Source organism: Flavobacterium sp. TAB 87, from assembly GCF_001529295.1.
Taxonomy (GTDB): domain Bacteria; phylum Bacteroidota; class Bacteroidia; order Flavobacteriales; family Flavobacteriaceae; genus Flavobacterium.
In genome coordinates this window covers 607876-622259 of record NZ_LLWK01000038.1, presented here as the reverse complement: position 1 = coordinate 622259, position 14384 = coordinate 607876, and the positions used below count along the sequence as shown (strand labels likewise).

The 14384-nt window shown below is 35.1% G+C and carries 14 protein-coding genes; 8 read left to right on the top strand and 6 right to left on the bottom strand.

Translation table 11 applies throughout. From position 1 onward, the window contains the following. Positions 1–37 precede the first annotated feature (37 nt). The gene (locus AP058_RS14785) at positions 38–763 is read right to left on the bottom strand and encodes a tetratricopeptide repeat protein (protein WP_066312582.1); all 726 of its coding nucleotides are present in this window, start codon (positions 761–763) and stop codon (positions 38–40) included. A 2-nt stretch (positions 764–765) separates the two neighbouring features. Continuing rightward, on the bottom strand, positions 766–1350 hold the full coding sequence (locus AP058_RS14780; protein ID WP_066312576.1) for an RNA polymerase sigma factor: 585 nt from the start codon (positions 1348–1350) through the stop codon (positions 766–768). A 127-nt stretch (positions 1351–1477) separates the two neighbouring features. On the opposite strand from AP058_RS14780, the gene AP058_RS14775 reads away from it, so the two are divergent. The 6 genes from AP058_RS14775 to AP058_RS14750 all read left to right on the top strand — a co-directional run bounded on the left by AP058_RS14775 (position 1478) and on the right by AP058_RS14750 (position 8809). Further along, on the top strand, positions 1478–1777 hold the full coding sequence (locus AP058_RS14775; RefSeq protein ID WP_066312567.1) for a hypothetical protein: 300 nt from the start codon (positions 1478–1480) through the stop codon (positions 1775–1777). Between the two features lie 66 nt (positions 1778–1843). Then, the gene (locus AP058_RS14770; protein WP_066312565.1) at positions 1844–2425 is read left to right on the top strand and encodes a hypothetical protein; all 582 of its coding nucleotides are present in this window, start codon (positions 1844–1846) and stop codon (positions 2423–2425) included. A gap of 115 nt (positions 2426–2540) precedes the next feature. Continuing rightward, the gene (locus tag AP058_RS14765; RefSeq protein ID WP_066312559.1) at positions 2541–3521 is read left to right on the top strand and encodes a hypothetical protein; all 981 of its coding nucleotides are present in this window, start codon (positions 2541–2543) and stop codon (positions 3519–3521) included. Between the two features lie 186 nt (positions 3522–3707). Next, the gene (locus tag AP058_RS14760; protein ID WP_066313507.1) at positions 3708–5660 is read left to right on the top strand and encodes a PKD domain-containing protein; all 1953 of its coding nucleotides are present in this window, start codon (positions 3708–3710) and stop codon (positions 5658–5660) included. Between the two features lie 96 nt (positions 5661–5756). After that, positions 5757–8420 (top strand): CHAT domain-containing protein, encoded by a 2664-nt coding sequence (locus tag AP058_RS14755; protein ID WP_066312557.1) that lies wholly within the window; start codon positions 5757–5759, stop codon positions 8418–8420. Then, the gene (locus tag AP058_RS14750) at positions 8372–8809 is read left to right on the top strand and encodes a retropepsin-like aspartic protease (protein ID WP_066312554.1); all 438 of its coding nucleotides are present in this window, start codon (positions 8372–8374) and stop codon (positions 8807–8809) included. Before AP058_RS14755 ends, AP058_RS14750 begins: the two co-directional genes overlap by 49 nt. 83 nt (positions 8810–8892) lie before the next feature. Here AP058_RS14750 and AP058_RS14745 read toward each other — a convergent pair whose 3' ends face one another. Beyond that, positions 8893–9393 (bottom strand): DUF6646 family protein, encoded by a 501-nt coding sequence (locus AP058_RS14745; RefSeq protein WP_066312552.1) that lies wholly within the window; start codon positions 9391–9393, stop codon positions 8893–8895. Between the two features lie 41 nt (positions 9394–9434). After that, the gene (locus tag AP058_RS14740) at positions 9435–10160 is read right to left on the bottom strand and encodes a metallophosphoesterase family protein (protein WP_066312547.1); all 726 of its coding nucleotides are present in this window, start codon (positions 10158–10160) and stop codon (positions 9435–9437) included. A gap of 133 nt (positions 10161–10293) precedes the next feature. On the opposite strand from AP058_RS14740, the gene dinB reads away from it, so the two are divergent. Continuing rightward, entirely contained in the window at positions 10294–11376 is a 1083-nt protein-coding gene (gene dinB, locus AP058_RS14735; protein WP_066312546.1) for a DNA polymerase IV, read from the top strand. A gap of 89 nt (positions 11377–11465) precedes the next feature. After that, positions 11466–11972 carry a PAS domain-containing protein gene (locus AP058_RS14730; RefSeq protein ID WP_066312545.1) on the top strand — a complete coding sequence of 169 codons (507 nt, stop codon included), beginning with the start codon at positions 11466–11468 and terminating at the stop codon, positions 11970–11972. A gap of 54 nt (positions 11973–12026) precedes the next feature. Here AP058_RS14730 and AP058_RS14725 read toward each other — a convergent pair whose 3' ends face one another. Further along, on the bottom strand, positions 12027–12794 hold the full coding sequence (locus tag AP058_RS14725; RefSeq protein ID WP_066312544.1) for a Bax inhibitor-1/YccA family protein: 768 nt from the start codon (positions 12792–12794) through the stop codon (positions 12027–12029). Between the two features lie 153 nt (positions 12795–12947). Then, complete coding sequence (locus AP058_RS14720; protein ID WP_066312543.1) at positions 12948–14321, bottom strand: NADH-quinone oxidoreductase subunit N; 1374 nt, start codon at positions 14319–14321, stop codon at positions 12948–12950. Between the last annotated feature and the right edge of the window lie 63 nt (positions 14322–14384).

Below are 14384 nucleotides of genomic sequence, written 5' to 3'. Positions count from 1 at the left end.
GTATTCAAATAAAAATTTAAATTCTGTGAGAACTTTCTTAGTTTAATTCCTTTAGCAAGTGCTGAACTTGCTTTTGGTTTTCATAATCGCGTGGTATTGTAACCAAAATTTCTTTGCACGTTTGATAGTCTTTTTGTTTTAATTTGGATAAAGCTAACTGCCAAGTTGCTTTATTTTTATACACAGAAGTTCCCGATTGCAATGCTGTAAAAACAGCTTCGGCTTTGATAAACTCATTTTCTTGCAACAATGCAACGCCATAAAAATATTGAATCTCAGCAGAGCTTTTCTCTTTTAATATTGTTTCAAAAACAGGAATTGCCTTCTTGTAATCTTTCGTATTAAAAGCTTGTTCGGCTTGTTTTAATTTGGCACTGCTCTCACTTCTTTCTGTAAAGGAAGCCTGTTCGTGCCGATTAAAATCGTCAAAATTTGGATTCGCATTTTGATTGAAAAAAAACAGTCCAAATACAACAACTACCGAAGCCGCAGCGGCATACAACCAAGGTTTAATGCTAATCACTTTTGGTTTTTTAGAATTAAAATGACTTTCAGCTATGCATTTTACGTTTTCTTTAAACGCTTCGCGTTCTTCTGCTATTCCAAATTTATGTTTTAACTGAACATTCATTTCTTTAAAACTTTCCAATTCGGATGCTAAAACTTCATTCGTCGCTACTTCACCTTCAAAGCGAATGCGTTCTTCAACCGTCATTTCATTTTGAAGGTAATGATCAAACTGTGTGTATTTCTCTTCGTTCATGACTAGTTGTTTTTTAGCGATTTAAAGTTTTTAGATTCCCGAATCCATTGTGTTAATTGACCGATACACAGCGATTTTTTCTTACGGACATAGCCGTAAGTGACATGTAACTTCTCAGCTACTTCCTCCATTGATTTCATAGTGAAACTTAACTTCAACAACTCTTGGCATTTATCTCCTAACTTTTGAAACATGGCATCAAAAAGTTGCTGTTTTTCGTCAAATGCTTCTGCTTGTTCGACCAATAGGGATGCAGATTCATTTATAGATGCAACTTCTTCATTAATTGTTACCCCTTTATTCCCTGTCTTTTTCAATTCATTAAGCCATTTTCTTTTGCACAACAAAAAAAAGTACGCATCAAAGGGGCAAGTCAGCTGCAACGTTTTTGCTTTAGCCTGATTAAACATCAACATCATAATTTCTTGCACCACATCTTGCGCCTGATTTTCATCTCCCGAATTATTCCTGATGTATGACACCACTTTAGGAACAAACTTTTTATAAATAGATTGAATAATTGCCGAATTATTCTCTGCAAGTCCTTCAATATACATTTGGTCGGGATGAATTGTGCTATTTGCCATATTAAAAATTATATACGAATGTAAAAAAAAGAATCTACACTTAATTCATTCTTAAAGGGTAACAATTTCTGAACCGAATTGATATACTGGTACAACCATCTGATTATCAATTTAAAATTACAAAAAAATGGAAAGCTACCAATTTACCTCGATCAGCAGTTTTGACAAATTTCAACAAGCACTTTCTAGTAAAATTAGAAACGGATTTGTGATCATAGAGCAAAATGACAAATTACCTTATGTGGTTTTATCTCGAAAGAAAAAGCAAATTGATTACACCTTTCATATACTAATGACTTTATCCACTTTGGGGTTTTGGTCTGTGGTTTGGTTTTACGAAATTATCACGGCACATCAAAAAAAAGACATTTTAGTAGCCGTCGACGAAGACGGAAATGTCTTTGAAGAAAAATGTTTTTCAAAATAAATTAAAAAATGGGGTAACAATTACATTACTCATCCCATCTGTTAGTACAACCTTAAATTACAAATCATGAAAACACTTAAAACTCTTGTATTATGTCTGGCAGCTATTTCGATAATTAGCTGCGACGATGACAACGACCCAACCAATAATGTTTGTGATACTGCTTACACTGCTACATTAATCAACAGCGCATTTTCTACAGCGAATGGCTACGTCGATCAAGTAACGATGGATTTGGCAACACATGAGTATTCGATTCAGATTAATGCGGATGGTGAAATTTGCACTATTGGCTATCAAAATCCTAGCTCCTACACCGGCGGCTACACTATGGAAGTGATTAATACCACTGCAAATACAAGCTATTCTGGCGTACATACCTTCTCTCAAGCTGCGCTGGATTACCAATCAATTACACCTGTAATCGTACAAGCAGGCGACATTATAAATGTAAAAAGAACCATTCTTCCTGGTTTTACAAGCGACCAAACCATAGGTCGTATGTTTACAACCGCCACTTATTCTAACATTGCTTATCCAATTACAGAAGGAAATGTAGTTTTTTTAGGCTCTACTTTTTACGGAACGGGTGGTCCAAACGTAAATTTTGGCCAACCGTATATTCCACTAGGTTTCAAAGTAAATTAAAAAAAGGGGTAACAATTTTAAATCCCAATTGATATACTGATATAAAATAAATTAACAACCAGAATCTGAAAACCAGCTGAAGACTTTCAGTTCAGATTTACAAAAATTAGAAATCATGAAAACCAACTTTAAAACAATCGGATTATTATTTTTGCTCGTAGCAACTTTCGTTAGCTGTGACAACAGCGACACTGACGATAACACGCTAATTCTTCCGCCAACTGCAGCAGCATTCAAAGGAATTCAGGAAAACGGCATTAAAAAAAATACGCAAAACTTTACAATCAATGCAGGCGAAGGAATGGTGTCCTTTACTACTAAGAATGGTGTAAAAGTAAGCATCAATGGAGACTGCTTGACCAAAAACGGAAGTCCAGCAACCGGCGCCGTAGTCATTGAATACATTGAGCTTTTTGACAAAGGAAACATGCTAATTACCAACAAACCAACTATGGGTTTTTTGCCTGACGGAAAGAAAAAACTACTTTTATCTGGCGGTGAATTCTTCATCAAAGCCACTCAGGGCGGCGTACCATTGGCAACCACCTGCAATATCAACATGATTGTTCCGACTGCTTTGACCAATGGTTTAGACACCGCTATGATTTTATGGAATGGTGAAATCGACGAAGATGGCGAATTAGCATGGAGAGAAGCAAATGGTGATGGTGCCAACGGCCAAGGTGGCGTGAAAGGCGAAACAGATAATTATTATGTAAGCTTTGGTAATTTCGGCTGGACAAACGTCGATCGTTTTTACAGCGATCCAAGACCTAAAACGTCACTTTTAGTAGCCGCTCCAACAGGTTACAATAATACCAATAGCGCCATTTATTTGTCGTACGATGGAGAAGGAACTAATGCGCTTGCCAAATTAGATACGTACACAGCTCAAGGATTATTTAGCGAACACTACGGTCAAATTCCTATTGGGTTAAAATGTCACATTATTTTCGCAACCGAAGATCAAGGTCAATGGCGCTATGCGATCAAAGCCGTTACCGTTGCCGCTGGAGATGTTTATACTTTTACTTTAAATGAAACGGCACTCGCTTCAGAAGCACAAATGGTAACTGCAATCAATGGCATACAATAACTTACAAAACTCTTTTTTAAGGAAAAGTGGTGATTTGCTCATCACTTTTTTTTACATTTAGTCGGTTTTCAACTTAATGATACTGATTTTCAGAAGCTAATCCTGCTGTCCACTGTATCTTTTATCCCGAAAAAGAATCGGGACAAAAGGATGCCGCTTCCATCAGGGCTAAAAAACTCCTCGTCCATGAAAAAACTTTTATACTGTTTCCTAATTCTATCATCAGTGATGGTTCTGGCACAAACCAAAGTAAAAGACACGCTAACCCGAAGAGCAAAAATCACTTACGATCAAAGCGGAAATCAGGTTTCTTTTAAACCCGAAACACCGCCGTTAATTCCTATCTCTGGCGCACCAAAACCCAGCTATTCTTATTTATGGGAATTTGGCGATGGCCACTACAGCAAGCAAGCTGAACCAAAACACGTTTATAAAAATAAAGGAACATACACCACCAAACTTTCTGTAACCAACAATTACGACAACGGAAAACCACCCGCTACTAGACCTAAAAAAGTAGTTATCAATGATGTCCCAGATCCAGATTACAAAGACATTGCATCAATTGCAGATCAAAACGGATTTGCAATTCTAAAAAATTGTGATCCCATTCCTGATCAAGAAATGATCGTTGTAGTTAGTTACGAAAATATGGAAAATTATGTAACAAACGGAAAGCTATACTTATTTTACAACGAAAAGCAATTCAAAAACGACAACTTCGAATTACTTGATTATAGAACACATGCCAACGAACGCGAAGTGCAAGAAAACACTATCGCTGCTATACGTGATTTAGATGACACGCACAACTATTTGGCTTCAGCCGACAGTAATTTCAAAACCAAAAAACACAAAAACACAACCACCGAAGAAGATTTGGATGCCAGTCTATCCGAAGCGCATCAATTGTACAATAATGTATCTATTTTAGAAATGGACGAATCGGATCCCGGCGCAACACTTAATGTTTTTTATACGTTTAAAACAACGCCTGAAATGATCAAAGATACCAGCGCAACTGTGACCATGCGCGGTATTTATGTTCCGAATCGAAATTACAAAAATCACAAGACAAAAAATCTTGAAATGGAAATTGTAACGTCTCATGATCCCAACAAAATGGGTTCCAACGGAAGTTTTATCAATTACAGATTGGTGCGTTATAGAAGAGTACAATTTAAAACCCGTTTCCAAAATAATGGCGAAGGCCCAGCACGAATGATTCGGTTAGAAACCGATATCCCAGATATGTTTGATAAAAAAACCTTTAAAATTGAAGGCATGTATCCCGAGTGCCCCATTTGTCCAAAAGAAGAAGAGCCAACCGTAAGTTGTCTGGACACCATAATTAAACAAAAACAAATTATATTTACGTTCAAAAATATTTATTTGCCCGGAACCGAACAAAAAAATGTACGAGAAAAAGACAGCACCAAAGGCTTTGTAAAATATTCGATGAAGTTTAACGAAGACTTTCATAAAGTAAAAACCAAAAGTCGCACTGCTATTATTTTCGATAAAAACGATCCCATAATTACCAACTATGCCACCACCCGATTTTTACCTGGCATTTCAATTGGTGCAAAAGCGGGTTATAACTTATATGCAGACCTTAACGATGCCACGAGTTATTTTGTCGGTGCGACCATTTCTCCGTTCAAATCTTACCGCTTTTACTGGCAAGCCGAATGGATAAATAGTTTGAATAATTACGAAAGCGCGACCAAGATAACAGATGAAGTTGTTGTTGATCCAAAAGGAAACAAACAGCGACAACGCACGACGATCAACTCAGAAAACAAAACTGTTAATTGGGAAATTCCCGTTCTTATTCGATACAACATCAACAATTACATTGGAATTGGCGCGGGATTGCAAGCCAACTTAGATATTTTGAAAGAACAAAATCAAAGCATCAAAATAGAAACCTTCGAAGGAGATTCGGATAAATACATTATGAGTACTCAAGTCGCTGATCAAACTTTAAAAAACTCTTTTGCCGATGTAAAAGCAGGGTTGTTAATTGACCTAACCATTGGAGCAGCGCGAATTGGACCCAGTCTAGGTGCGAGATACGTCATCAATTTCGAACAAAATTTCAATTACTTTCAGTTCTATGGCATTTGGAAGTTTTAATTGTCTTACAGAAAATCGCAAAACAAAAGAAGATTTGCTAAGTTTATAAGTTGTTATCTTTCGTTTGATAATTACCAACATCCTAATAAATCGTACATGAACTTAAATTACTTATATGTCTTAATTTTTTTATTTATAAACCTGAACGTTTGGAGTCAGAAGCTGGCTGGTTCAGAAAATAAGATATACGAAGCTATTGATGTTTTTGTAGCCAAACCTACGGCTCAAAATCTAAAAACACTGACCAAAACTGAAACTGATTTCTGGAAAAATACGCAACTAAAATCCGAAGATGAATTACTTGCTATCGTCATTTTAATTTGCAACAAAGCCTATTATGAAAACCAGTTTGGACACTCTCAAAATGCGATAAAAAGTTATGAAAAAGGGTGGCAGACGTATCAAAAAAACAAACTAAAAAATTACGACATTATTGAATATTGCTTGAAACCGCTAGGAAACTTATACACTCTTTTAGGCGATTACGAAAATGCAGAAAATACGATCAAACAATATTATTTCATTGCCAATCAAGATAAAAATGAAGCTCAAAAAGTGGCCGCAATTCTTAACTTATCCAACGTATATCAAAACACAGGAAGTGCAATTAAAGCAATTGATTTAATCGAAAAAACGATTCAAACCGAAAAATTAACTGCCACTCAAAAAGGAATTTTACTCAATAACTTAGGCGCCAATTACATTGTAACAGCACCTCAATCTTCAAGCAAACAAAACAGCTACGAGGAAGCCGAAAAAACGTTATTAAATGCTATTGTGTTTTTAAAAAAGGACAAATCGCAAAACGAAACACTTTCTAACGCCTATCAAAATTTAGCAAAGCTAAATATCGAGCGCAATGATCTAGGCAAAGCAGCAAACTATTTTGAAAAAGCCAAGACTGAATTTTATAAAACAACCAATCATGAACCGCGAAAAATAGCCAAGCTCTATTATCAGGCGGCTTATCTTGCTTTTAAACAAGGAAAAATAGCAGACGCTAATCAAAACAACACGGCTATTTTCAAAACATTGATTCCGAATTACTCTACTTTAAAAAATTCATTACCCGACAAAAATTCGCTTTATGCAGAGACTGTTTTATTGGATGCTTTAGATTTACAAGCGAGTATATATGTGTCACAGAACCAGCTAAAAAGTGCGTTAAAAAGCTATGCGCTTTCTTTTCATATCGAAGAATTGTTTCAATCACTTTTGGTTTACGATAATTCTAAGATTGTCACACAAATTAGAAACCGAATTCGAACCGAAAAATGTCTTTCGATTTACTATTCGCTGTATGCAAAAGAGAAAAAGCAATCCTATATTGAAAGTGCTTTTTTACTGGCTGAACAAACGAAATCTATTGTTTTAAAAGCGCATTCTCAGACAAATGCAACAAGAACACGAGAAGAAAAGCTCATTCGACAACAACTACAAAAATGGAATACGCTTATTGTAAAAGAGCAGCAAAAACTAGAATTAGCTAATATTTCTAAAATTAACGAAGCCATCAAGAAACAGAACGAATTGATGCTTTTGCTAAAGTCTAAACCAACAAAAACGACTAACAATAATACTACTGAGTTTAATTTACAGCAATTCTACAACAAATTAGAGCAAGACGAAGCAACCTTAGTTTCGTACTTTTTTGGTGAGAAGACAATCTATAACTTCACGGTTGCAAAAAAGAAAATAGCACTTCACGAAATTGTCCTTAAAGATCCCAATCGTAAAACTTTATTCGATTTTATTGCTCTGTTTAACAACGCCAATACTATTACCGAAAATCCTCAAGACTACAATAGGTTAGGCAATACTACTTACGAATTACTCAAACTCCCGTCAGATACAAAGTTGCAAAATCTGATTATTATTCCCGACGGTGTTTTAAGTTTTTTACCGTTTGAATCTTTACTGACTCAGGCATCAAAAACAACAAACTTTGCCCAAATGCCGTATCTGCTGAATGAATTTAATGTAGCGTACAGTAATTCTGCTTCATTTTATCTGAATGCAGTTCCGTTTTCTAAAACTAAAAAAACGGTGTTGGGAATTTTTCCAATCTTCGATAATACGCCTGATGCTTTAACGTTTTCTAAAAATGAATTGCAATCTATAAAAGAAAATTTTAAGGGGCAATTTTTCGAAAATAATACTGCAACATTTTCCAATTTTAAAACTAATGCTGCCAATTATTCCATCTTACATTTAAGCACACACGCCTCATCGGGTGATACCGAAACTCCAGCGAGCATTAAATTTTTTGATGAAGAGGTTTTGTATTCTGAATTATATGATCTGAGTCTACATCCAGATTTAGTTGTTTTGAGTGCTTGTGAAACTGGTCTTGGAAAGCTATATAAAGCAGAAGGTCCTATGAGTATTGCAAGAGGTTTTCAAATGGCTGGTGCACAAAATTTATTGTTTTCATTATGGAAAGTGAACGATTTTACCACTTCTGTTATTATGCAGCATTTTTATAAAAACATTAAAAACAAACAATCTTATTTTAGGGCCAACGCCAACGCAAAACGCGATTTCCTAAAGGATGCTACTATTTCAAACGCAAAAAAATCACCGTATTATTGGAGCGCTTTTGTGTATTATGGCAATGTTACTCCACACGAAAAGTCAGCTGATTTTATCGTTTACATCATTAGTATATTGGGTGCAATTGGTTTATTTTTGATTTTCAATCGTTATCAAAAATGGAAGAACTTCAAAAAGTCCTCAAAAAAGCAAAGTATCAAAAAATAAAATTTAAGTTTATTGCCACCAATCATTTAGTTGTTAAAATTAAATTAAACGGAATTCATGGGAATTTCATATTAGATACTGGGGCTTCTAATACTTGTGTCGGCTACGAGGCTATTGAGAGATACCAGCTCGACGTAGTAGACTCAGACGATAAAGCCGCTGGCGCAGGAGGCACAGGCATGGACACGCAAGTATCCAAAAACAACATACTGCAAATTGGCCGTTGGAAACAAAAAGAATATACTGTAATCGTTTTTGATATGTCGCACGTAAATGAAGCTTTGCGGGATCACAAGGCAAAGCCAGTTCACGGTATTATTGGTGCAGATGTGCTAATGACTGGAAAAGGAATAATAGATTACTACAATCATTATTTGTATTTAAAATAACGAATTTTAAAGACAAATAATAAAAAATCCCAAACCTCATAAAGTTGATGTTCGGGATTTTTTTTATTTTATAAGTGGTGCAATTAGTTCAAATTAAAAGCGGCTCCAATATTAAAAGTAAATTGATTGTTCAAGTGTTCAAAACCTTGCACATTACTGTCATACTTCGCAATAGGGAAAGCAATTTCAGTAAAAAGACCAAATCCATCTGAGAAGAAATAACGAGCACCAACGTGTCCTCCAAAATTTTTCAAACTTAAATTTAAACCTGGATACAAGTCAAACGCTTCTGAAATATTTAAAACTGAACCCAAATTCGCATTCACTCTTACTTTAGCATCAAAACGATCTCCAAATTTTGGTTTATCTCCTAAAACTTCGTCCACACCTAATAAGTAACCGGTAACTACACCAAAAGAGAAGTTCTCTCCTAGTCCAAAATCAACAGAAGCTTGAACTCCTGTACCACCATCCTGAATATTGGCTCCAATATTAAGTTTGGTATCGCCTTTTCCTGAAAAAGCAGTTTGTGCGCTAGCGAAAGTAGTTGCTAGTACAACTAATAAAGTAAAGATTTTTTTCATTTTAAAGATTTTAATAGTACTGCAAAAATAAGATTTTTATTCTAATTCCTTCCTCTTTCTTCGGGATACAATTTGTAAACGGGATCACTTTGCCAAATTTGTTTGGTATCTACATTCATAATGGTCAGCGGACCTTTAAATGCGGCAGCGGTATCAACATTCCAAACATTTGCTTTTTGTACGGGAACCGTTTCATTAATTCTAGAAACTGGTGTGTGACCGATATACACTTCTGGATATAAAGTTAATCGCTTTGGATACAACTTATCACTAATGTGCATTGAGGGATCAAGAGCTAACGCTGTTTCCCACAAGGTTCTGTCCCAATAAAACGTTTTCGAAAAATATTCGTACTCCACACCATTCATATTGCTAAATCCGGCGTGCACAAACAATCTGTTTTCAGCATCCAAATGGTAATCTTCTAAGGATTCTAAAAACAAAACATGAATATCTTTATGCGTTCTTGTTAATTCTTCGTAGGCTAAAACAGTAGCTTCGCCACCGTGATCGTACCATTGCTCATTGTCTTTGCCGTCTTTAAGCCATTGCAAGACCAAATCGTCATGATTACCACGAATGCAAATACAATTTTGTTGCTGTTGCAATCCTATTAATTTGTCGATCACCTGCGGCGATTGACTCCAACCATCTACATAATCGCCTAAAAATATTAATTTATCATCGGTAGTCACGGCTGCTCTTTCAAGCACTTGTTCCAATGCTAAAAGTCCCCCATGAATATCGCCTATAACAAATGTTCTCATCTTGTGTTTTTTGAGGTGCTTTTTACAAAAATAAGAGAAATTGTTTTGCTTATTCGTATTTTAAGCAAATTTTAGCATCGTTTTTTTATCTTTTTCGTACTTCTATTGCCGCTTTCCTTTCTAAATTTGCATAATGGCTGAAGAAGGAACTTATCGCAAAATTATTCATATTGATATGGATGCTTTTTATGCGTCAGTCGAACAGATGGACAATCCTGAATTACTAGGGAAACCCATTGCCGTTGGTGGATCGGAAAACCGAGGTGTCGTAGCGGCAGCAAATTATGAAGCTCGCAAATTTGGTGTTCGAAGCGCGCTTTCGGGCGCACAAGCTAAACGCAATTGCCCTGATCTTATTTTTGTTAGTCCGCGTTTTGATCGGTATAAAGAAATTTCTCAGCAAATACATAAAATATTTTACGACTACACTGACTTAGTAGAACCACTATCATTAGATGAAGCGTATTTGGATGTGACTCAAAACAAAAAAGGAAATCCAAGTGCAAGCTTACTGGCACAAGAAATAAGATTACGAATCTTTAACGAAGTGGGAATAACGGCTTCTGCAGGAATTTCGATAAATAAATTTGTTGCCAAAATCGCCTCCGATTACCATAAGCCCAACGGCCAAAAAACTGTAAATCCACATGAAGTGATTCCGTTTTTAGAAGAACTGGCCATTCGGAAATTCTATGGAGTTGGAAAGGTTACTACTGAAAAAATGTATCAACTTGGTATTTTTACTGGTGCGGATTTAAAAACAAAATCGGAAGAATTTTTAGAAAAACACTTTGGGAAGTCAGGTAAATTTTATTACAATGTGGTTCGCGGCGTGCATAATAGTGAAGTAAAATCGCATCGAATTGCCAAATCGGTAGCGGCAGAGCATACGTTTGATGTGAATTTGTCTTCGGAAATATTCATGTTGGAACAACTCGAAAAAATAGCTGCATCTTTAGAAAAACGCATTTTAAAACATAAAGTTTCGGGCAAGACTGTGACTTTAAAAATTAAATACAGCGATTTTACAACCCAAACAAGAAGTAAAACGTTGCCTTATTTTATAGCAGATAAACATTTGATTGTAGAAACTGTCAAAGACCTATTATACCAAGAACGAATGAAAGACTCGGTACGATTACTAGGTATTTCTTTAAGTAACCTTAATACTGAACAAAAGAAAGCAGTTGTCGTTCAGCTTAAGTTTGATTTCTAAAGCTATTAAACAAGCGTTAAAACATCTTAAAACGTAAGTTGTTTCGTCATTTAGAATTATCTTTGATCAAATCTTAAAGTTATAATCTAATGAATGCTTACGAAGATGCCATTGTAGCTCACCATCAATCCAGACAAAATTCGTCTTTCCCGATCGTTTCGGTAGAGTATTATTCGGATGCATTTGTAAGTGTTAAGCGCTCTTGCATCGATAACATTCGATTGAAGAATTTAGCTTTAAAAAACTCTTGGCAAAATTTCAATTATAATTTATTAGACAAATTACAACAAGTAGTCATCATTGTGACTACTCCGAAACTCGAAATAATATTTGCTTCGAATAGAATGCATCAAATGAATGGGTATACGGAGGTTGAGGTTTTAGGTCAAACTCCCAAAATGTTTCAAGGAAAAGAAACCTCTCCTTTAATTTCTAAGCAAATTAGAGCTTCTATAAACGCACAAGAACCTTTTGAGCAAACAGTTGTGAACTACAAAAAAGATGGATCAACTTATAAATGTGAAATTATGGGAGTTCCTATCTTTAACAATAAAGGTAATTTAACTCATTTTGTAGCCTTTGAAAAAACAGTATAAAAAAAAGCTTTCTGAAATTCAGAAAGCTTTTTTTTATATATATCTATATTTTACTTAGTCTTTACTAGCCAATTTAGATAGCAAACGCAAGAATTCTATATACAACCAAACCAAGGTAATCATTAAGCCCATAGCACCAAACCATTCCATGAATTTTGGCATGCGTTGTTGCACTCCTTTTTCTATTTGATCAAAATCTAAAAATAAGTTTAAAGCAGCTATTATAATTACGAACACACTTATTCCGATACTCATCATTGAATTTCCGTAATGAACGGGAACGAAACTCGTAAACATCGAGAACAACCACGAAATTAAATAATATGTCGCAATTGCTAAAGTTGCCGCAATTACCACCGATTTAAAACGCTCTGTTACTTTTACTATCTTAAATTTATACAACCCCAAACAAACCATAAATGTCACTAACGTACATCCAACTGCTTGCATTACAATTCCAGGATACATTGCTTCGAAGATGGCAGAAATTCCACCAATAAATAATCCTTCAAATAAAGCGTAACCAGGTGCTAAATAACCCGAATATTGTGGTTTAAAAGCCGCGATCACTACTAAAATCAATCCAACTACTGCACCTCCAATAGCGGGCAACATTACATTCATTCCGTTAAATGACATCCACCACGTTACCATAGCAGAAGCAACCAAAATCATAAATAATAATGCTGTTTTATTAATTGTTCCAGACAATGACATTTCTTGTCCGTAATCAATAATTTCAGCGTGGTGTACTTTTTCTTGTACCGCTGTATTTGAAAAACGCTTATTACTTAAAAAAGGGTTATTAGATTTAAATTCCATTGTAGTTTAATTAATTTTTCATCAAATATAATATTATTTCTCTGATGTCCTCAAACTGCTATATTATATTTAACATCTTCATTCACTTTGCCTTTCATCGCATAAAAAAAGCCATCAACAAGTGATGGCTTTTTTATAATTTGACTTTGTTTACTATTTAATAATATCCAAAACTAAAGATGGATTTAATCCGATAATAATATTTAAAAGAATAGAAACTATTGCTACACCGTAAATTAAAATTGGAGTGGCTGTTCTTTTCTCATTAGGTTCTTTTGTATACATAACCAATAGTAATTTAAAGTAATACCCCACACTAATAATAGAGTTGATTACCGCTACGATCACTAAAGCAATATAACCTGCTTGAATAGTTTGGTTGAACAAAAACAACTTAGCAAAGAATCCAGAGAAAATCGGTATACCAGCCATAGACAACATTGCTGCTGTTAAGATCGCTGCCAGTAAAGGATTCGATTTTCCTAAACCATGAAAGTTGGTCATGTCTTCGTTGTACGGTGTGTTTTTACATACATACAAAAGCACTGTAAAAGCAGCAATTCCCGCTAAGCTGTAAGCCGCAGTATAATACAACAATGTTCCTGCAGATTCTGGAATCGTTAATAAAGTCATCAACATAAAACCTGCGTGTGAAATACCAGAGTAAGCCAACATACGTTTTACGTTTACTTGACGCAATGCCATTACGTTACCTACAGTCATAGAAGCCATTGAAATGACAACAATAACTATTTTAAAATTATCTGATAAATCAGCATTTAATACTTCTAGTAATTTAAATAAAGACGCAATAGCAACTACTTTAGCCAAAGTTGACATTAACGTGGTTGTTAAAGCTGGAGAGCCTTCATATACATCTGGAGCCCAAAAGTGAAAGGGTACAGCCGCAATTTTAAAAAACATACCAACAGTCAACAATACAATTCCGATTGGAAACCAAATAGGCAATTCTGCTGATTGTGACAACTCGCTAATTTCAACAACATCAAAGCTTCCCATTGCTCCGTAGATCAAACAAATACCAAAAAGGATAATTCCTGAGGCGAATGAGCCCATCAAGAAATACTTCATACCTGCTTCGTTACTTTTAAGACTCAAACGGTCACTAGCAGCTAAAATATAAAGCGCGATCGACAACACTTCGATACCTAGAAAGAACATAGCTAAATTTCCAAAGGAAACCATTGCAACCGCACCTGCTAATAAAAATACTTTGATTGCAACGAAGTCGGAGATCTTAGTCGGATGATCTTCGTAAAAATTAAAACTTAAGGCTACTAAAAAGATAGTCAAAACAATAAATAAAGCGGAGAATCCCAACGAAAACTGAGAGGTCGCAATCATATTATTATAATAACTTTCAGAAGTACCAAACTCTGAAATGGTTAAAGCTAAGACTGCCAACAATCCAATTATTGTAACTGGAACAATGCCTTTTCTTAAATTGAAAATTTCAAATACAAGGCATAAAACCCCTAATCCTACTATAGCTATTAATGTATTCATTTTTTTTCTTGAGATTTAGACTCTACGTTTATTCGTATCTTCTAATTGCTATTCTATATTTTT